The sequence below is a fragment of the Cyclonatronum proteinivorum genome (genome assembly GCF_003353065.1).
In the GTDB taxonomy this organism is placed as follows: Bacteria; Bacteroidota; Rhodothermia; order Balneolales; family Cyclonatronaceae; genus Cyclonatronum; species Cyclonatronum proteinivorum.
The window spans coordinates 523,959-541,338 of sequence record NZ_CP027806.1; the positions used below are offsets into that span (position 1 = coordinate 523,959).

The 17,380-nt window shown below is 50.2% G+C and carries 19 protein-coding genes; 10 read left to right on the forward strand and 9 right to left on the reverse strand.

What is annotated here, in order from left to right:
- Positions 1 to 5 precede the first annotated feature (5 nt).
- From CYPRO_RS01955 to CYPRO_RS01965, 3 genes are all read right to left on the reverse strand, one after another.
- Complete coding sequence (locus tag CYPRO_RS01955) at positions 6 to 1,196, reverse strand: ribonuclease D (protein ID WP_114983008.1); 1,191 nt, start codon at positions 1,194 to 1,196, stop codon at positions 6 to 8.
- 208 nt (positions 1,197 to 1,404) lie between these two features.
- Entirely contained in the window at positions 1,405 to 2,277 is an 873-nt protein-coding gene (locus tag CYPRO_RS01960) for an NYN domain-containing protein (RefSeq protein WP_240644810.1), read from the reverse strand.
- Positions 2,274 to 2,801: a SixA phosphatase family protein gene (locus tag CYPRO_RS01965; protein WP_114983010.1), complete on the reverse strand. Its 528-nt coding sequence runs from the start codon at positions 2,799 to 2,801 to the stop codon at positions 2,274 to 2,276. The genes CYPRO_RS01960 and CYPRO_RS01965 overlap by 4 nt, the downstream gene beginning before the upstream one ends.
- Before the next feature lie 418 nt (positions 2,802 to 3,219).
- On the opposite strand from CYPRO_RS01965, the gene CYPRO_RS01970 reads away from it, so the two are divergent.
- The 3 genes from CYPRO_RS01970 to CYPRO_RS01980 all read left to right on the forward strand — a co-directional run bounded on the left by CYPRO_RS01970 (position 3,220) and on the right by CYPRO_RS01980 (position 5,923).
- Positions 3,220 to 4,362 carry a THUMP domain-containing class I SAM-dependent RNA methyltransferase gene (locus CYPRO_RS01970; RefSeq protein ID WP_114983012.1) on the forward strand — a complete coding sequence of 381 codons (1,143 nt, stop codon included), beginning with the start codon at positions 3,220 to 3,222 and terminating at the stop codon, positions 4,360 to 4,362.
- Positions 4,363 to 4,565: 203 nt separating this feature from the next.
- Positions 4,566 to 5,258 carry a DsbA family protein gene (locus CYPRO_RS01975; RefSeq protein WP_164682448.1) on the forward strand — a complete coding sequence of 231 codons (693 nt, stop codon included), beginning with the start codon at positions 4,566 to 4,568 and terminating at the stop codon, positions 5,256 to 5,258.
- Positions 5,259 to 5,488: 230 nt separating this feature from the next.
- Entirely contained in the window at positions 5,489 to 5,923 is a 435-nt protein-coding gene (locus CYPRO_RS01980) for a vitamin K epoxide reductase family protein (RefSeq protein WP_114983016.1), read from the forward strand.
- 26 nt (positions 5,924 to 5,949) lie between these two features.
- Here the strand turns inward: CYPRO_RS01980 and CYPRO_RS01985 are convergent, their stop codons facing one another.
- From CYPRO_RS01985 to CYPRO_RS02000, 4 genes are all read right to left on the reverse strand, one after another.
- Positions 5,950 to 6,858 carry a Brp/Blh family beta-carotene 15,15'-dioxygenase gene (locus tag CYPRO_RS01985; RefSeq protein WP_114983018.1) on the reverse strand — a complete coding sequence of 303 codons (909 nt, stop codon included), beginning with the start codon at positions 6,856 to 6,858 and terminating at the stop codon, positions 5,950 to 5,952.
- Positions 6,855 to 8,009, reverse strand: a complete 1,155-nt coding sequence (locus CYPRO_RS01990) for a lycopene cyclase family protein (RefSeq protein ID WP_114983020.1) — start codon at positions 8,007 to 8,009, stop codon at positions 6,855 to 6,857. Before CYPRO_RS01990 ends, CYPRO_RS01985 begins: the two co-directional genes overlap by 4 nt.
- Before the next feature lie 101 nt (positions 8,010 to 8,110).
- The gene (locus CYPRO_RS01995) at positions 8,111 to 8,707 is read right to left on the reverse strand and encodes a TlpA family protein disulfide reductase (RefSeq protein ID WP_114983021.1); all 597 of its coding nucleotides are present in this window, start codon (positions 8,705 to 8,707) and stop codon (positions 8,111 to 8,113) included.
- A gap of 25 nt (positions 8,708 to 8,732) precedes the next feature.
- The gene (locus tag CYPRO_RS02000; RefSeq protein WP_114983023.1) at positions 8,733 to 9,674 is read right to left on the reverse strand and encodes a calcium/sodium antiporter; all 942 of its coding nucleotides are present in this window, start codon (positions 9,672 to 9,674) and stop codon (positions 8,733 to 8,735) included.
- Positions 9,675 to 9,846: 172 nt separating this feature from the next.
- On the opposite strand from CYPRO_RS02000, the gene CYPRO_RS02005 reads away from it, so the two are divergent.
- The 4 genes from CYPRO_RS02005 to CYPRO_RS02020 all read left to right on the forward strand — a co-directional run bounded on the left by CYPRO_RS02005 (position 9,847) and on the right by CYPRO_RS02020 (position 13,745).
- Positions 9,847 to 10,647 carry an outer membrane lipoprotein-sorting protein gene (locus CYPRO_RS02005; protein ID WP_114983025.1) on the forward strand — a complete coding sequence of 267 codons (801 nt, stop codon included), beginning with the start codon at positions 9,847 to 9,849 and terminating at the stop codon, positions 10,645 to 10,647.
- 198 nt (positions 10,648 to 10,845) lie between these two features.
- Positions 10,846 to 12,219: an NAD-dependent succinate-semialdehyde dehydrogenase gene (locus CYPRO_RS02010; protein ID WP_114983027.1), complete on the forward strand. Its 1,374-nt coding sequence runs from the start codon at positions 10,846 to 10,848 to the stop codon at positions 12,217 to 12,219.
- A 349-nt stretch (positions 12,220 to 12,568) separates the two neighbouring features.
- Positions 12,569 to 13,429 carry a CvfB family protein gene (locus CYPRO_RS02015; RefSeq protein WP_114983028.1) on the forward strand — a complete coding sequence of 287 codons (861 nt, stop codon included), beginning with the start codon at positions 12,569 to 12,571 and terminating at the stop codon, positions 13,427 to 13,429.
- 127 nt (positions 13,430 to 13,556) lie between these two features.
- Positions 13,557 to 13,745, forward strand: coding sequence for a PspC domain-containing protein (locus CYPRO_RS02020; protein ID WP_205730349.1), 189 nt, complete (start codon positions 13,557 to 13,559; stop codon positions 13,743 to 13,745).
- Positions 13,746 to 13,819: 74 nt separating this feature from the next.
- Here CYPRO_RS02020 and CYPRO_RS02025 read toward each other — a convergent pair whose 3' ends face one another.
- Positions 13,820 to 14,347, reverse strand: a complete 528-nt coding sequence (locus CYPRO_RS02025) for a hypothetical protein (RefSeq protein ID WP_124245486.1) — start codon at positions 14,345 to 14,347, stop codon at positions 13,820 to 13,822.
- A 135-nt stretch (positions 14,348 to 14,482) separates the two neighbouring features.
- Between CYPRO_RS02025 and CYPRO_RS02030 the strand changes: the two genes are divergently transcribed.
- From CYPRO_RS02030 to CYPRO_RS02040, 3 genes are read left to right on the forward strand one after another with little or no spacing between them, the layout of a single operon-like run.
- The gene (locus CYPRO_RS02030; protein WP_124245487.1) at positions 14,483 to 15,700 is read left to right on the forward strand and encodes an AI-2E family transporter; all 1,218 of its coding nucleotides are present in this window, start codon (positions 14,483 to 14,485) and stop codon (positions 15,698 to 15,700) included.
- Positions 15,701 to 15,722: 22 nt separating this feature from the next.
- Entirely contained in the window at positions 15,723 to 16,097 is a 375-nt protein-coding gene (locus CYPRO_RS02035) for a response regulator (RefSeq protein WP_114983035.1), read from the forward strand.
- Complete coding sequence (locus CYPRO_RS02040; RefSeq protein ID WP_114983037.1) at positions 16,094 to 17,059, forward strand: pyridoxal-phosphate dependent enzyme; 966 nt, start codon at positions 16,094 to 16,096, stop codon at positions 17,057 to 17,059. Before CYPRO_RS02035 ends, CYPRO_RS02040 begins: the two co-directional genes overlap by 4 nt.
- 25 nt (positions 17,060 to 17,084) lie before the next feature.
- Here the strand turns inward: CYPRO_RS02040 and CYPRO_RS02045 are convergent, their stop codons facing one another.
- On the reverse strand, positions 17,085 to 17,309 hold the full coding sequence (locus tag CYPRO_RS02045; RefSeq protein WP_114983039.1) for a DUF2905 domain-containing protein: 225 nt from the start codon (positions 17,307 to 17,309) through the stop codon (positions 17,085 to 17,087).
- Positions 17,310 to 17,380: the final 71 nt, after the last annotated feature.

The following is a 17,380-nucleotide window of genomic DNA, read 5'->3' on the forward strand; positions in this document are numbered from 1 at the left end:
GCGCCTTAATTATTGGACCGCTTGGCTTCATCTACGGAGCCTTCTACGTGCATGCCCAGTGACATGGCGGTATGCTCGATGAGCTCGCGGCGGTAGGGCAGAATCTCTTCGGGCTTTTCTGATACATAGGCTTCAATCACCCGGTTGTTGAGGATAAAGGCAGCGGTGTTTTCACCGTACTCCCGGCCAATTTGCTGCTTTACAGGATTGAAGACTTCCTGCTTGAGGTGCCGGATGATATTCTGATACCGCTTGATGGAGGCAAGTTTTTCTTTGGAAAGCTTTTTCTCAGCCGGCTTCATGTCTGACAATCCCAGCTCTCTTGCTTCTTCAAGAGAATCTTCAACGAGCAACTGCGCTTCGTAGCCAGCGTTTTTGTTTCGCAGGGAAGGATGAACCCCCCTTTCCTGGTGCCAGACTTCTACGTAGCCGGGTTTGGTGGCAACAGCTCTCAGGAATGACTTGTCGATGACTTTGTAAGACGGCATGTTTTTTTTCTGTGCGATTTTTTCCCGGAATTCAATCAGCCGTGTGTACAGGTGCCAGGCCATTTCAGACATCCCTTTTCGGTCTTTGTCCTTGAGATAATCAACTTCACCTGTACCGGCAAAATCTTCTGTTTCCCAGACCTGATTTTCTTCTAAAATCCAGCTTGTAACGCCTTTTTTTTCGGCCTGATCCATCAGCTGTTCCCGTAATTCGGGCAGGAACATGACATCTTCAGCGGCATATTGCTTCTGATGTCCCGTCAGCGGGCGTTTGTACCAGTTACTCATTTGGGCCGCTTTGCCGGTCCGTACGCCAAGAACTTCTATCAGAAGCTGGGTCAGCGACATGGGCTGGTAGTTTAGCAAATTTGCGGCGAGGCTGAGGTCGAGCACGTTTTTGGGGTAACAGCCAAGGGTATGTAACAGCCGGATGTCTTCGCCGAAGGCAAAACAGGTTTTTGGGATTTTGGGGTTTTCAAGCGGCTGAAAAGTGCGGTCGATCTCGATATCGTCGGAAAGCGGATCCACAAGATAACAGGTGGAGTCTGCCATAACCTGCATGAGGCATAAATTGAAGCCATAGCGGTAATAGTTTTTGTCGAATTCGAGATCGATAGAGATTTCCGGGGCTGCGTGAAGGTGTTCAACAGCGGTGTTAAGTTCCTGCGGGGTTGCGGTGTAGCGAATCATAAATTTATTTTTGAGCATGCGCGCACTGTCTGAGCGGCGGCCATACAAGTCATTTGGGTATTATGAATTTAAAAAAGAAGCCTGGGCGGAAAGTTCCGGTTTTAATGATCTGTGAGGACGGAGGGTGTACTTTATGAAACAGTTTATTCGGGCAAAATGACTGTTTTGCCTGCACGATCAGGATCTCCTGGAACAGATGTGGTTCAATCTCGCCGGGCTGCTCTTGCTAATGCTGCCCCCTTTTGTCGCGGATGTAAATGTGCCGCACATTGGAGCCTTTGGGCTGGCGCTCGTCAAATTCGAAGAGCTTGAGGTCTTTGAGTAAGGGGGTGAGTTTGGTGAAGCCGTAGTTGCGGGGGTCAAAAGAGGGTTCCTTTTTCAGAATCATGTTCCCGACTTCGCCAAGAAATGCCCAGCCATCTTCATCAGCTACATCTGAAACGCTGAGCCGCAGCATTTTTTTGATGTGCCGTTCTACTGGTGTTTTCCGCTTCTTTTTGGCAGTGCTACGGCTGCTTTTGCTTTTTTGTGAAGTATCGTTTTCGGTGCTGCTGCTGCCGGATTTTTGGGCTGCACTGCTGTCTGAGGAACCGGAATCGTCGTCATCGTCCTGATCGGAGCTGTCGGCGAGCACTTCAATAAAGAGGAACCGGTCGCAGGCTGTGATAAAAGGTTTGGGCGTTTTCTTTTCTCCCATGCCGATTACGCGCATGCCCGCTTCGCGCAGACGTGTGGCCAGCCGGGTGAAGTCGCTGTCGCTTGATACGATGCAGAAGCCATCAACCTTGCCGGAATAGAGGATGTCCATGGCGTCGATAATCAGCGCTGAATCCGTCGCATTTTTCCCCTTGGTGTAGCTGTACTGCTGAATGGGCGTGATGGCGTAATCAAGAAGGACGTTTTTCCAGCCCGCGAGGTTGGGTTGGGTCCAGTCGCCGTAAATTCTTTTGAAGGTTGGCGTACCATAGCGGGTTATTTCCACCATCATATTATTGATGTGGTTGTAGGAAATATTGTCTGCGTCGATTAGTACGGCAAGCCTGAGGTCGCTCAGGTTTCGGAGGGCCTGCATGGATGGTTCGCTGCTGTGAGGATTCATACCTGACGGACTTTTTTAACAATACGCGGGGTCAACATCCACCGGATAATGGCGTGATCGGCTCCCGCCTGCTTCCAGCTGCGCAGGTTCATGGTGAGGCACAGAAGCGTTCCGGTTGCGACATGTACAAGCTCATCGAGCCGGTGCCCGGAAACCAGGAATTCCGTTGTATCCTGTATAGAGGGGTTGTGGCCAACGATGAGGAGGTTATCGAAGGTGTCAGGCGTTTCTTTAATGACTTCCATATAAGCGCTGCGTCCGCTTTCATAGAGATTTTCATTCCAGTCGATGGCACCGCGGCGCGCTTCACTCCAATGCTGAATCAGGGGCTCTATGGTCTGTCGGGTACGAACGGATGGTGAGCTTGCAATGCAGGTTTCTGAGGGGGACAGCACGCTTCTAAGGATGTCGCACATCATGGGGGCGTCGCCGCGTCCCCTTTCGTTGAGCGGCCGGTCGAAATCGCGCTGAAAATCAGCGGACCAGTCGGATTTGCAGTGCCGGAATAGGTAAAGGGTTTTCATGGATCGTTAGTGAGCCGGGTTTTTAGGAAATTCGAATATAAGTCTTTAAATATAGGAAAATCAGCGGAGTTTACGGAGGATGCTCAGGGATGGCCGTTCAGGTTTGTAAATGCGCGTCTGTTTTGTGAAGTCTCAGAAGAAAACCGGCTTTAGAGTGCGACTGCGTGTATGTTATCTGTTGTGAATCAAGCCAAAAAAAAGCAAGGGCCCCATCTTAGGTTTGGGGGCTCACAATCTGCTTCGAAAGACCGTGATGTTCACGGAGTTTCCCCCAAAAAATAAAAGAACAAAGAAATGCCTGCACAGCCGGGCTCAGGATACCCTTTTATTGACAGGCTTTCATTATACTTAGTCGGTACCAAAACCCTGACCAATTTGAACCGGTCAGCGGTATAGTTTTCTAACGATTTAAATGTATATGTCACTTTTCAGGAAGGAATCGGTAATTACATTGTCATGTCCGCGTAAACTTGCGCCTTACTTGCGGAAGGAAACCGAAGCCCTTGGGTTTCGGACAACTGATTTCAGAGAAACCGGCCTGGATGTCCGCGGCACGCTTAACGATTGTATCCGGCTGAACCTGCAGCTGCGCACCGCACACCGCGTACATTACCTGATTGCCGAAACCAAGGCCGATACGCCTGATGCGCTGTACACATGGCTCGCCGGTCTGGCCTGGGAGGACTGGGTGCCCGCTAACGGCTATATCGCGGTGACGTCAAGAGTGAATCATCCAACCATTACAAACACGCAGTTTGCCAACCTGAAGGTGAAGGATGCAGTAGTTGACCGAATTCGTGCAAAGAAAGGGGTGCGACCCAATGCGGGGGCTGACCTGAATAAAACGGTTTTGTTTTTGTACTGGGACGAAAAACAGGCCCGCATTTTTTTCGATACTTCCGGGGAGTCTTTGTCGCGGCGCGGGTACCGTGTAGAGAATACCGAAGCCCCGATGCAGGAAAGCTTGGCGGCGGCGCTGGTGATGGCAAGCGGCTGGGCACCCGGCATGCATTTCATAAACCCTATGTGTGGCTCCGGTACCCTTGCGATTGAAGCGGCCATGCATGCTGCGGGGATAGAGCCTGCCGCCCGCAGGCGGAATTTTGGGTTTATGCACATCAATGGCTTTGAGCGGGCCGAGTATAAAAAACAGCGCCTTGCGCTGCGTGCCGGACGCAAAGATGCAGTACCCGGTCAGATTATCGCTACCGATCACAGCCCGGATACGCTTGAAGCAGCACGCCGAAACGCAAAAGCTGCGGGCGTGGAGGCGTTCATCACCTTTGCTTGCTGCGATTTTTCAGAAACGCCGGTGCCGGACGGAGAGGGCGTAATTCTGATGAATCCCCCCTATGGCGAGCGCCTGGGTATCCGGCACAAACTGCAGCAAACCTACACAGAAATCGGCACGTGGATGAAGCATGAGGCCAAGGGAAAAACCGGCTATGTTATTACAAGCGACCCGGGCCTGGCGAAGAAAATCGGACTCAAGCCGATGGTTAATCAGACTTTTTTCAACACGACACTTGAGTGCAGGTTTCTTGGCTTCGAACTGTATTAGCCCGCGCGCGGCATACGGCTGCGGCCTGCACTGCACACACTTTTACCCCTGCAAATTGTTATTATTTTGCGTTGTTCATTATCTTAGGTTCGAAATTTAATCGTTAAACATCCGCTGCGGGAAAGCACTTTGCAAGGATCCCGCCCCTGACGTTGGGCATTTTGATGATGCCTGACTTCTACACTTTTATTCAATTCAACACCATGTCCAAGAAAAAAGACAATACAAAAAAACAAAGTAACCCGGTCATCTGGTTTGGTGCTACCGGCATTTTACTGGTTGTAGCCCTTGCGGTTGTGTACTGGGCCTACACTGAAAACGAGGCACAGGTTCAGGCAACGGCTGCCCCTTCTGCTTCAGAATCAGGGCTGCCGGCATACAACCTTCCCAATTGGATTAAGGGCGACCCGGATTCAGAGCTGCGGCTGGTTGTGTTTTCCGATTTCGGCTGTATTCACTGCGCGCGCTTTCATACGGTAATTGATGAGTTTTTTGAAGAATACGGCGAGCTCTTTGGGTATGAAATGCGTCATTTTCCGCTCGGAAACAATTTCCACTCACGTGCTGCGGCCGTTGCTTCGATAGCTGCCGGTAAGCAAGGCAAGTTTTGGGAAATGGTGAACCTGCTTTACTATAACACCGACCGCTGGCGGGTTGAAAATCCGCTGGAAGGATTTTTCGGAATGGCTCAGTTCCTGGAGCTCGATCTTGAACAGTTTGAGCGCGATGTGCTGGATGAAGATACCATGTACAATGTTGTGCGGGCACATCTTGGCGCGCAGGAGTTTGGCATCCGCGCTACCCCTACCGCCTATTTGAATGGCGAACCTTTTCAGGTGCCCCAAAATCCCCAAATGCTGTACCGCGCCCTTTTCGGGGATGACGGTGAAAGCTGATTGATACAGCGCAGGACTCCGTCTCAATACACAGCCTGATTCCGGAGCTGCGTTTTAAAACAATTTAAAAGCGAACGGGAGAACTTTTTAGGTTCTGCCTTCGCTTTTTTTATGCAGTAAATCCGCAGGACACCCTTTTTGAAATACTACAACCCGCTGAAAATTCATCCCTTTTTTGCGCAGTTTTGCTATCATAGGGCAGGCTTTTATTCACAGAACAGGATACCGAAATGAAGACCTTCTCACCCAAACCCTATTTTATAGCATTGCTGGTTTTTGCCTTCATTGGCTTTACAGACGCAACGTACCTTACGGCAACGCATTTTATGGAAGCCCCACCCGGCTGTGGTGAAGATGGCGGCTGCGGAGAGGTCACTTCCAGCGAGTACTCAACCCTGTTCGGGCTGCCTATTGCGATGTTTGGATTGCTGTATTATCTCAGCGTAATATTTCTGAGTTTGCTGTGGATAGACCGCGAAATCACGCTCATCCCCAAAATGATGATTGCGTGGACTGCCCCGGCTGTACTGATGAGTTCCTGGCTGGTATATCTGATGCTGTTCGTTATCGAAGCCATTTGCTGGTACTGCATGGGTTCAGCGGCAAGTTCGACACTCATCTTCATTACGTCAGCTTTGCTGTTCTTTAAAACAAAGGGAAGCTGATTTTTTCGGGGGATGGCTGCCTGCCCCTATCCGGCTGCCTTGTAGTAAAAGCGGGTCATTATGCCGGCGTGCGGCAGGGTAAGTACTGAAATCAGAATAAAAAAGAGGAGCACAGGATTCACCTGCGCAAGCCAAAGCGGAGCGCTTAGCACCAGGATGACAATCCCGACTACAGAAATCAGGCTGAACGGCAGCATGTCTTTAATCATGTGCCGAAGCCCTGTCTGACCCGCTTCATACAGCTTTTCCTTAACCCGCAACAGGTTTACCCAGGCATGATGATGACAGAAGTACAGCAGAAATCCTTCCAGAAGGGGCAGGAAGAGCGCAGCAAACAGAACGAGCGCCAAACGAAGCTGATCGAACCAGGCAGAGCGTATCAGCAGTATCCGCAGACCAAGCGCGTAGAATTCTGTGAATCTCAGCCAGCTGTGCGTTTCGGTGAGCTGCAGGAAGCCTGCAAGCACGGAGGATTCAACCAGCAGGCTTGATAAAATGTCAACGGTTTGCTGCGGGTCGTTGGCCAGCAGTCCGAAAAGCAGCAGACTTCCGTAAGTGAGCTGCAGAAAGCGGGCGGCAATATCAGAAAATGTTTGTTTGGGATTTTCTGTGACCAGGTCTGTTTCTCCGAAATGCCAGGCTGACATAAGCAGGAAGAACAGCAGGCTGAATGCGGGAAGCCATACCCAAAACAGGGCATAAACCAGCATGGTAAGCAGGTACAGCACCAGGAAGCGAATCAGAGAGAAAGAGCCGTCCCCTGTTTTTTCAGTTATCACGTGATCCAGGCTGCCGTGCGGAATACCAAACAGAATTAGTCCGGCAAGCGCGAATACCGTACCAACCCAAAACCCAGCGCCGGGAAGCAGAAGGTGCAGCACAACGATCACAAAAGCTGCGGGCAGAACGGCAGCATTCCAAAGGGTAAAATTCAAAGCGGGTCTTTATTCGGTTGAAGTATTTTTTTGAACAGCTGTTTCAGGAAAGGGCGCCACGGTAAGGTGGCAAACATGCGGATATCGTCGGTAAGCCGGCTTTCTTCGTCCAGGAAGCGGAATACGTGCTGGAACGGATTTCGTGTAAATAGCGCATGCATAATGCGGGAAACTTCTTCGGGTGACTCTTCAATAATCCTAAGAAGCAGGGCGTCATAAAACGCAAAGCGCGGCGGCACGGACTGCGCAGGTACTGCGCCAAATTGTTGCTGAACATGCCGCAGAGATCGCAGAAACATATAGCCCGTAGAAGGCTTCACATTTCCGGCAGCGGTGCCCAAAGCCTGTGTCCCGTCAAAGCCCAGGCGACTGAAATCACGCTGACTCATGGGGATGCGACCTTCCTCCGTATCCTTAATTTCGTAGTCTTTGGTTGTGATATACGTGCGAATGTACGTGCGCAGGGCTTCTTCGTAAGCAAACTGATCCCAGATTTGCTGCCCGAAAACCGTGCATTCAACCAGCGCATAATCGGCTGTGAAAGGCAGCACATAAAAAAACACGGCCCCATCACGCTGCGGGGTTCGGAAATCCATCAGCATGACTTCTTCCGGATCGAAGGCAGCTTCGCTTGTTTTGATGAACCATCCGCGGAAGTGCTGCCAGAGTTTCACCAGTGGTTTATTTTCACTGAGATTGCGCAGCTTTTCAGTGCTCGGAACACTTGAAAGCACGTACTTTGCGCTGTATTGCCCTGTCTCACCATGAACTTCGGTTTGCCCGTTTACCTGATGCACCGCCTGCACGGTATCTGTTATGCGGTGCACGTTGCTTTTGCTGAGCAGCTCTTTGGAAGCCGCCTCAAAAAAATGACGGCCCGAAACATAGTGATAGCGGTAAGGCGAAACATCCTGCATTGTTTCACCCCAGGGGGATGCAAACCTGATCTTCGACCAGCTATGCGTAACAATGTTTTCATAGCCATGTGGTTTGTTGCTCCAAAAGCACCAGGTCCGATCCGGAAATGCCTGATCTTTATCGACTACAAGAACTTGTTGCTGACCCGCCTCCTCCTGTTCCAGAAAAACACGAAGCCACTGCATGGCTGAACAGCCACCACCAATCAGGATGATGTCGTAGGGTGCTTCCATCAGAGAACAGTCGGTTGGAGTGTAGCCTTACGCTAAAGTCATGTATTGCGGAGGCGGAGTGCTGTCGGAAACCAGCATTACCCTGATTACGTTCAGCGCCCTCAGTCTCCGCGGTCGGCAACTTGCTCGATCCACTCCTGAAAAGCCCGGGTAGCGTAATTTGCATAGCCGGTATGGCGATACACGATTTGCCCGCTTTTGTCAATCACATAAGTAGTCGGAATGCCTCTTCCCTGAAGCGGAGCGGGCAAGGGGCCTTCCGGAAACGTGTTGGGGATAGTAAACCGGCCCCGTTCCAGGTATTGCAGTGCACTCTCCTGCACATTATCCATAGAAAGCAGTAAAAAAGATATGTCGTCGCGGTGGGAAAGCGTGCGGGATAGGGTTTCAATAGTGGGATTGGTCTGCCGACAGGTTGTGCACCAGGAGGCCCAATAAGTAAGATGCAGCACCTGACCATCGAAGTCGCCCAGCCGTATCACTTCGCCTGTATTATCTGAGAGTGGTATGGCACGGATTTCATCCGTGATAAACGGACCGCTTATTTCTGTTGGAGGCGGGGAATCAAACCAGCCTGTGCTGAGCACCAGATCCCTGAGTGCGCCTGTTGCGCCCAGCAGTACCAACACTGCCACTACAACAGCCACAGCGACTTTCTTTACCTTATTGCGTTTTGAAACTTCTTCTGTTTCCTTCATGCAGTCATTTTATTCAAAGTAGAGATCAGGCGAATAGCCAGATCATATAGCCTGTGTAGCAGCTTAACAGAATAAATCCGCTGAGCCGGCTTACAAGCTGAGAGTAGTAGAGCAGGGCTCCTACGCCGAGTGAAAAAAGCAGCATTACCCAAAGGTCAACCCAGGAAATATCACCGCCGTCAAGCGGGATGATGAGACCGGTAATACCGAGTACAGCCAGCACATTAAATATATTTGACCCGATAATGTTGCCCAGCGCCATGCCGGTTTGCTTTTTGAGAGCGGCCATAACGGTTGTAGCAAGTTCCGGCAGACTCGTACCAACGGAAATGAGCGTAAGGCCAATGACCGCGTCACTGATGCCGAGAACCTGCCCGATTTCAACAGCGCCAGCAAGAAAAGCTTCGGAGCCCAAATAGAGTGTACCGGCACCCAGGGTAATGTAGAACAGCGCGAGCCATACCGGCACTGTCTGATGCGCCCTGACCTCATCGGCTACCTCCTCAAACAAATCCATCTGCGCCCGTGCCAGCCTTATCTGATAGATCAGAAAGGCCATAAGCAGCAAAAACAGAGAGAAGCCTTCGAGGCGGGTAATCATGCCGTTGTACATCAGAATGAACAAAAAACCAACAATGGCGATCATCAGCGGAAGCTCGCGGTTGGTGGTTTGGTAATCGCTTTTCACCGGATAAATCAGGGCTGTCGCGCCGAGCACAAGTCCGATGTTTGCGATATTAGAGCCTACGACATTGCCAATGGCAATAGCGCTTTTTCCCTGAAAAGCAGCAACAAGACTTACCAATAGCTCAGGACTACTTGTAGCAAAGGCTACGACGGTGAGGCCAATCAGAATAGGGGAAATGCCTGTGCGAAGGGCAAGTGCGCTACTGCCGGCAACAAGACGATCGGCACCATACGTAAGCAGCGCGATCCCGGCCAGTAGCCAAAAAACAGGAGTTAACATGAATTAAGGTAAGAGATAAAGAACACATGCAATAACCGGCATGTGGAATCAGTAGCGTTTACATCGAAACGTACAGGCTTGTAAACCGCAAATGAGCTGTGAATGTTAGATGCGACGCCTTTGTTTTGGAAATTGATATAATTAAACCAAAGATATTCAGACAAATTTATTTATGAATCGCTTTTTTGTGCTTTTGTTGCCTGTGTTTATGCTGGGTGTACTGATTTTTGATAAGGGTGAATTTAAGGCTTCCTCCGTACAGACGGAAATATCCGAAGAAGACCGTGCCCGTGCATTATTTGAAGATTTTGACGAGCGAAGACGGGCCATCACCTACGAAACCAGCCTGATGGAAATGCGCATTATTGACCGCCGGGAGCGGGTAAGGAGCCGCAGCATGCGCACATGGAGCTATTCCGGAGCCGAAGCAAGCCGTAGCCTGACCCAATTTGAAGCACCGGCTGATGTACGCGGCACCGGCTTGCTTACCCTCGAAGAAAACGGCAGCGAGCAGCAGCTTCTGTACCTGCCTGCAGTGGGACGGGTACAGACCGTGAGCGGGAGTCAGCGAACAGAGCGTTTTTTGGGTAGCGACTTCACTTTTGAAGATCTCGGAAACCAGAATCCGGATGACTTCGATTTCGAAATACTCACAGACACTGAAACAGAGTTAAAAATCAAAGCTGTTCCGAAAAGCGAAAGTCAGTATGCGTGGATTCATTTCCATCTCGATCCGCAGAAGATGGTGCTGAACCGTGCTGATTATTTTAATGACAGAGGTGAGCAGTTTAAGAAACTCACGGCTTCAGACTATCAGGAAGTGCGGGAAGGCGTTTGGCGCCCCGGCACCATGATTATGCGTGATCTCGAAGCAAACCGCCGGACGGAGATTCGCTGGAAAGAGCGTGTTTTTGATGAGCCTATTCCCTCCCGTTTTTTCACGGAGCGTCATTTGCAGCGGGGCGTGCAGTAAAGACAGTTTCTTTCGCATGGCTCCTGCAACCATGGCGTATCCCAAAAAAGTATTGTTTGGGGATGACGGCACTTCAGGATAAAAGTTATTTTGGATGCAGGGCACACTCATTTAGTCCGCGGCAAAATATTATCATGTTGTGAATCAAGCGGGTGCAAACAGTCAGTTCCCACAGTCTCAACCACTTATTATTGATCTATGGCTTTTCAGGCAGTTAATCCGGCAACAGGCGAACGCAGTCAGGAGTACCCCTTACATACCGATGCGGAGATTGAAAGCACCATTGAGGCCGGCCAAGCAGCCTGGCAGCAGTGGAAAAACGAAGAGCCTGAAAATCGTGCGGCCTGTTTACTAAAGCTGGCGGATTTACTCGAAAGTGATAAGGAAAAACTGGCACGCCTGATGTGCGATGAAATGGGGAAGGTTCTGAAAGAAGGCTTGGCTGAAGCGGAAAAGTGTGCTTGGGTCTGCCGCTTCTATGCCGAAAACGGGGCTTCTTTTTTGAAACCGGAGCCGATCGAAACGGAGGCCGGCAGCAGCTATGTAACCTACCGTCCTTTGGGGCTCCTTTTTGCTGTTATGCCCTGGAATTTTCCGCTATGGCAGGTGTTTCGTTTTGGCGCGCCCTCGCTGATGGCGGGTAATACCATCCTCCTGAAACATGCCGAAAACGTACCCGGATGCGCTGATGCCATTGTCCGACTCATAGATGAGGCAGGCTTTCCAACCGGGGCACTGGCTTCACTGCGGGTGACACACGATGTGGCTGCGGCAATTATCGCGGATGACCGCATTAGCGGGGTGACCCTTACCGGCAGCACGCGGGCCGGACGTAACGTTGCGGAAGTTGCGGCCCGCAATCTAAAGAAAACCGTACTGGAGCTGGGCGGTAGCGATCCCTACCTCATCCTCGAAGATGCTCCGCTCGGCCAAACTGTTGAGGCATGCGTTACAAGCCGCATGCTGAATGCAGGGCAGAGCTGTATCGCGGCCAAAAGGTTTATCGTAACGGATAAAATTTATGAGGCTTTCACCCGGGCATTTACAGAAGCCCTGCAGAAAAAGGTAATGGGAGATCCGCGCCATGAATCCACAGATTTTGGACCGATGGCACGGGCTGATCTGCGTGATACCCTGCATAAACAAGTTGAGTCGTCACTTCAAAAAGGGGCACAACTTCTACTGGGAGGTCAGGTTCCTCCCGGCGCCGGTGCCTATTACCCGGCCACTGTACTTACGGATGTAACGCCTGGCATGCCCGCTTTCGATGAAGAGCTGTTCGGACCGGTAGCGGCCATTATTCGGGCAAAAGATACCGACGAAGCGGTGCGGCTTGCCAATCAAACCCGGTACGGGCTGGGGGCAGCGGTCTTTACAGCCGATACAGCGTTTGGAGAAAAACTCGCGGCTGAAAGCCTTGAAGCGGGCAGCTGTTTCGTAAATGATTTCGTGCGCTCCGATCCCCGGCTACCCTTCGGAGGAATCAGGGAATCCGGTTTCGGGCGGGAGCTTGCCCGCTGGGGCATGCACGAATTCGTAAATGTGAAAACAGTTTATGTGAAGCAGCGCTGACGGCTACCGGGTGCGGGTTCACCTTATCCCGCATTATTCACAATTAAGCAGAATTTATTTGCTAAATGTAAGTTAATTATGACTTAGTGAAAAAGAACGGTAGCCCAAATTTGGGTGAGGTTTAAAGACTGCGCACCGAGCGCAGCGATTCCCACGAAGTGAAATTTCCTCGCTGGCTACGTTGAAGTTGAAAACTCATGCTCAGGGTACTTGGGTACCCTTCCGCTGAGTTTTCAGCTTCGCCTTGCCAGCAAGAAAATTTCTTGGTGAATAATGCGGGTTATGCCCCAAGAAAAAAGGCATGCCGGGCTCTATGTGAAATGATTATCTTTCAAAGAAAACAAAAAGAATGAATTGGTTAGGCGTTTGGCGGAAACATAAGGTGATAAAAGCAGAGCCACGCGGCTCTTATCTTGAAACACCGGAGGGCCCGGCTTTTCTGTCAAAAAAAGAAACGGGGGAGCATCCGGAGATCGGTACTGTTGTTGAAGCGCTAATCTATCATGATTATGATGGATACCTTACCGCAACCGTACACAAACCGCTCACCGCAGTCGGACAGTTTGCAGCCCTGAGAATCAAGGCTGCCGGAGACAAGGGCGCTTTTGCTGACTGGGGGTTGCCTAAGGACTTGTTTATACCGCATGCCGAGCAGCTCGAGCCGGTGCGAAAAGGGGAAACATACCTGACCTTCACCTATGTTGATTCTCAAAGCGGCCGTATTACCGCAAGCACACGGGTTGACCGCTTCGCAAGAGATGTTGTCGAAGAGGCAGACCGTGAGGCTTTTCCGAAAACCGGCGAGCCTGTGGAACTCATCATCTCCCGAAAAACGGATTTAGGCTATAAAGCTGTCATGTTACTTGACACCCCGTACAGCGGTACCATTTATCAAAATGAGGTCTTTCAGCCGCTCAAAACCGGCGATCAGCTGACGGGCTACATTAAGCTTTTACGTGAGGACGGCAAGATCGATCTCAGCCTGCGCAAGCCTGGTTTTGAAGAAGTCCTGGATTCGAAGGAACAGATATTTACTCAGCTCGAAGCAGCGCCGGACGGCTTTTTGCCCTATCACGATAAATCTGAAGCTGCGGAAATACGCCGGGTATTTCAGATGAGCAAGCGAACGTTCAAAGCAGCAATTGGTGGCTTGCTCAAAGAAGGTCGAATTGATATCCTTCCAAATGGTATCCGGCTCCATCAGGAATAATAAGGGGAAAGCGGATTTGCAGCTTCAATCTTTTTGAATAATTTTTCGTACAAAACTGCATATTCACCAAGATCTTAACCGGCCCGGAACCGGCTCTTTAACTCTCATTAACGTACAAACGGAATGTATTATGGCAAAACTAAAGCGCTCAACATCTGATAAAATGCTATTTGGCGTTTGCGGTGGCCTGGCAAAACACTTTGATATGGACTCTACCCTTATTCGCGTAATATGGGCCATCTTTGTTTTAGTTGGCTGGGGATCGCCCATCATTATTTACGCAATTATGGCGATGATCATGCCGCCGGAGTACTGAAACGTACAACTGTGAAACAATCTAACCCGCATAAAAAAACCGGCAGGAGTTTGAGTTCCTGCCGGTTTTTTTATTTATCTCGGGCTGCGTCCCGGCCTGTTCACCTGCCGGTAATCAATCAGGAATTCATCAACGAGCGCAAGAATTTCGGGCTTTAGCGTATCAACCCGGTTCACGCCGATAAAACCCAGTGAGCCGGTTTCCCAAGTCGTGGCAATGGACGAAATGCCATTATTCCGGACAGGAATTACTTCCTGTTTAAACCTGACTTCAGCCCTGTAGGAATAAAAACCAAGCTCGCTGCGTACGGTATTCAGATAAACGTACAAGTAAGGGACACCCGGCTGTCTTGACCATTCAACTTCATTCATCAGGCGAATACCTGCCCGGCGAAGACGCTGCGCAACTTCAATTTCAAGGGCTGCCCGGTTTAACCCGTCGGTTTCAACCGTGTTTTCTTCGAACTCAACAACCAAAAGAAAGGCTGGTATGCCCTGAAGGCTTTGTTTCTGATCGGCGGTGAAACGCTGCTGCGCTTCTGCGGAAGCTGCTGAGAAGAGTAATAGCAGTGATATGAAAACAGCCAAAAGGGTGCGTTGCATAGCAATTGGGGAAATCATTTGAAATATGCGTGAAATGAAATGTAACTGAGAAATATAGGCATAAAAGCTGTCGATTTGATAAATTAAAAAAATCCAATATATATGACATGACCCCATAATCTACAGCTGTTTATTTTGAGCCAACTCCCGCCTGCAACACCATTACCGTGGTATATAAAGCTGACCTTCATTCTGGCTATGCTAAGCCTTGTTGTGTTCGGTATGGTTGTGGCGAAGTCTGTGCTCATTCCGCTTTTCTTTGCTGTCTTTTTTGCCGTACTGCTTTCCCCTTTATGCGGTCGTTTGGAAGATTGGCATGTCCCCAGGGTTTTATCCGCATTGCTGAGTCTGTTTTTGGGTATTGGTTTGGTCGTCGTGACCGGGATTTTTATGTACACGCAAATCGTAGGTCTTGCTGCCGATGCTGGTCTGGTTGAAGAACGCCTGCGTTCTTTACTCGAAGATTTTGAAGATTTAGCGGGAGAATACGTGGATCTGGATATGAGTGCTTTTATCAGCACCATCCCGCAAAATGTTATCTCGTATGTCACGGACAATGTCGAATCTTTAAGCCGGGGAGTGCTTTCGGCAGCTTCAACGCTAACCGGCGTATTTATCATCCCGGTTTATGTGGTATTGTTCCTGCTTTTCCGGGATTTTCTCAAAGAGTTTATGATCCGGGCATTTTCAAACGGGGATGAAGCCCGCATGCAGCGCCTAATTGATAAAGTGAAGTCGGTCGTGCAAAATTACATCCTGGGCATGCTGATAGTCATCTGCATACTGGCTGTTCTGAACAGTACCATGCTGTGGGTGCTGGGTGTGAGACACGCGCTGTTTTTTGGGGTATTTGCAGCCATGCTGAACATCATCCCGTTTGTGGGACCCCTGCTGGGCTCCATTCTGCCTATTCTTTATGCCTTGCTCACGATGGATTCCCTGCTGATTCCGCTTTTGGTTCTGTTGGGATTTTACGTCATACAACTTTTTGAGAGTAATCTGTTTACGCCTTCCATTGTCGGCAGGCAGGTCAGTTTAAATCCGCTTGTTACCCTTATTGCCATATTTGTCGGAGCGCAAATATGGGGTTTGGTAGGCATGATTCTGTTCATACCTGCGAGTGCTGTGCTGAAAGTGATATTTGATGAATTCGATTCGCTCAAGCCGTACGGGTTTTTACTGGGCAAGGCTGACCTCAGGCACAAAAAAGGTAAAAGTAAACTGGCACTCAAAGTACAGGATATGTCGGAGCGCATAAGCGATAAAGCCAGTGAAATGATATCAAGCAATAAAGCGGAATCCGAGAAGGAATCGGCTCAACCATCAAAACAAAAAACGGACTCAGTTTCGTAAGTTATAGGAAAACTTTGGTTTAATGAAAAAAATCCTCGTTGTCGAAGATGAAGTGATGCTGCAAATCGTCATTTCTAAAATGGTGGAGAAAGCTGGTTTTATTCCGGTAGGCAGGGTGAAATCTGCAAAAGCAGCGACGGAAGCCGTACATACCCACCGGCCTGATCTCATATTGATGGATGTGCAACTGATCGGTGAATCAAACGGCATAGCTGCGGCACGGGAAATCAGAACATTTAGTAAGGCACCGATTATTTTTCTCACGGGCTTTCATGATGCCCTTAAAGAGGCTGACCTGGACGGTCTTCAGCCCTGCACGCTGCTCACCAAGCCGTTTGATTATCAGGAGTTGTCCGGGAAAATACAGCAGGCTTTCGAACGCGCTGAACAGCTATGAGTAAAGGGGATATCAGCGTTTTCGCGCCTGAGCGGGATGTTCTTAAAGCGGCTTCCCGCAGGATTCAGTCAAGCATCCGCCGAACACCGGTTCAAACAAGCAGCTGGTTTAATGCACGCTACGGCACAGAGCTGTTTTTTAAATGCGAGAACTTTCAGGTGACCGGCTCCTTTAAAGCCCGCGGAGCCGCACATGCTGTGCTTTCCCTATCTGATTCGGCGGCCCGGAAAGGGGTTGCCACGCACTCCTCAGGAAATCATGCAGCAGCACTTGCCCGGGCAGCGGGGTTACGAAACATTCCTGCATATATCGTGATGCCGGAAAACGCGCCCAAGGTTAAGATTGAAGCCGTAAAAACCTATGGCGGTATTATCCGGTTTTGCGAACCTACCCTTGAAGCACGTGAAACCGGACTGCAGCAGCTTGTAGAAGAAACCAGCGCGACTTTTATCCCGCCCTTCAATCATACAGATATCATTCTGGGGCAGGCATCCGCGGCGCTGGAGCTGCTGGAAGACGTGCCCGACCTCGATGTCATCATCGCGCCTGTAGGCGGAGGCGGGCTGCTGTCAGGGACCGCGCTCGCCGCGAAGCGCATCAATCCTGGAATTACGGTGTACGGGGCTGAGCCTGAGCAGGCCAATGATGCCTTTCTTTCTCTGAGAGCCGGTCACATCATTCCCGCGCAGCCCGACACCATTGCCGACGGCCTGCGCACCTCGCTGGGTGACATCACCTTTGGTGTTATCCGTCGCTTTTGTGACGAAATTCTCACCGTCCCTGAGGACGCCATTATCACATCCATGCGGGATGTTTGGGAGCGTATGAAAATTATCATTGAGCCATCCTGCAGCGTACCGGTCGCAGCCATTGGCCTTTATCCGGATCTTTTTGCCGGAAAGAAAACCGGCGTTATTCTGACGGGAGGCAATGTGGATCTCGACAAGCTCCCGTGGATGTGAGAAAGGACCCTTCCTCCCCCCAAAATCAAAAAAAACGGCGGAACAGATTGACGATGATGGTGAGTACAATACTCAGCAGAATCATCGTAACTATCGGGAAGTACACCCGGGAACTGCCCCGCTCTATGCGGATATCACCGGGCAGATTGCCGAGCCAGCTCAGCTTACTGCCAAATACCGTAATGATGAGTCCTAAGCCCAGCAGCACGAGTCCGGCATAAATCAAAAAACGACCAATTTCAGGAGACACTTTTTTTGGGTTTGATGGATGGGCGATGAAGTGAAGTGAAGCTGCGCGACAGGTTCGTAGTTTTGTCTTTC

Bases quoted from the DNA above. Each gene is read 5' to 3' on its own strand.
- CYPRO_RS01970 (WP_114983012.1), top strand. From the start codon at position 3,220: ATGTCACTTTTCAGGAAGGAATCGGTAATTACATTGTCATGTCCGCGT.
- CYPRO_RS01960 (WP_240644810.1), bottom strand. From the start codon at position 2,277: ATGAATCCTCACAGCAGCGAACCATCCATGCAGGCCCTCCGAAACCTG.
- CYPRO_RS01955 (WP_114983008.1), bottom strand. From the start codon at position 1,196: ATGCTCAAAAATAAATTTATGATTCGCTACACCGCAACCCCGCAGGAA.
- CYPRO_RS02035 (WP_114983035.1), top strand. From the start codon at position 15,723: ATGAAAAAAATCCTCGTTGTCGAAGATGAAGTGATGCTGCAAATCGTC.
- CYPRO_RS01995 (WP_114983021.1), bottom strand. From the start codon at position 8,707: ATGAAGGAAACAGAAGAAGTTTCAAAACGCAATAAGGTAAAGAAAGTC.
- CYPRO_RS02025 (WP_124245486.1), bottom strand. From the start codon at position 14,347: ATGCAACGCACCCTTTTGGCTGTTTTCATATCACTGCTATTACTCTTC.
- CYPRO_RS01980 (WP_114983016.1), top strand. From the start codon at position 5,489: ATGAAGACCTTCTCACCCAAACCCTATTTTATAGCATTGCTGGTTTTT.
- CYPRO_RS01975 (WP_164682448.1), top strand. From the start codon at position 4,566: ATGTCCAAGAAAAAAGACAATACAAAAAAACAAAGTAACCCGGTCATC.
- CYPRO_RS02000 (WP_114983023.1), bottom strand. From the start codon at position 9,674: ATGTTAACTCCTGTTTTTTGGCTACTGGCCGGGATCGCGCTGCTTACG.
- CYPRO_RS01965 (WP_114983010.1), bottom strand. From the start codon at position 2,801: ATGAAAACCCTTTACCTATTCCGGCACTGCAAATCCGACTGGTCCGCT.
- CYPRO_RS02010 (WP_114983027.1), top strand. From the start codon at position 10,846: ATGGCTTTTCAGGCAGTTAATCCGGCAACAGGCGAACGCAGTCAGGAG.
- CYPRO_RS02040 (WP_114983037.1), top strand. From the start codon at position 16,094: ATGAGTAAAGGGGATATCAGCGTTTTCGCGCCTGAGCGGGATGTTCTT.
- CYPRO_RS02005 (WP_114983025.1), top strand. From the start codon at position 9,847: ATGAATCGCTTTTTTGTGCTTTTGTTGCCTGTGTTTATGCTGGGTGTA.
- CYPRO_RS01990 (WP_114983020.1), bottom strand. From the start codon at position 8,009: ATGGAAGCACCCTACGACATCATCCTGATTGGTGGTGGCTGTTCAGCC.
- CYPRO_RS02015 (WP_114983028.1), top strand. From the start codon at position 12,569: ATGAATTGGTTAGGCGTTTGGCGGAAACATAAGGTGATAAAAGCAGAG.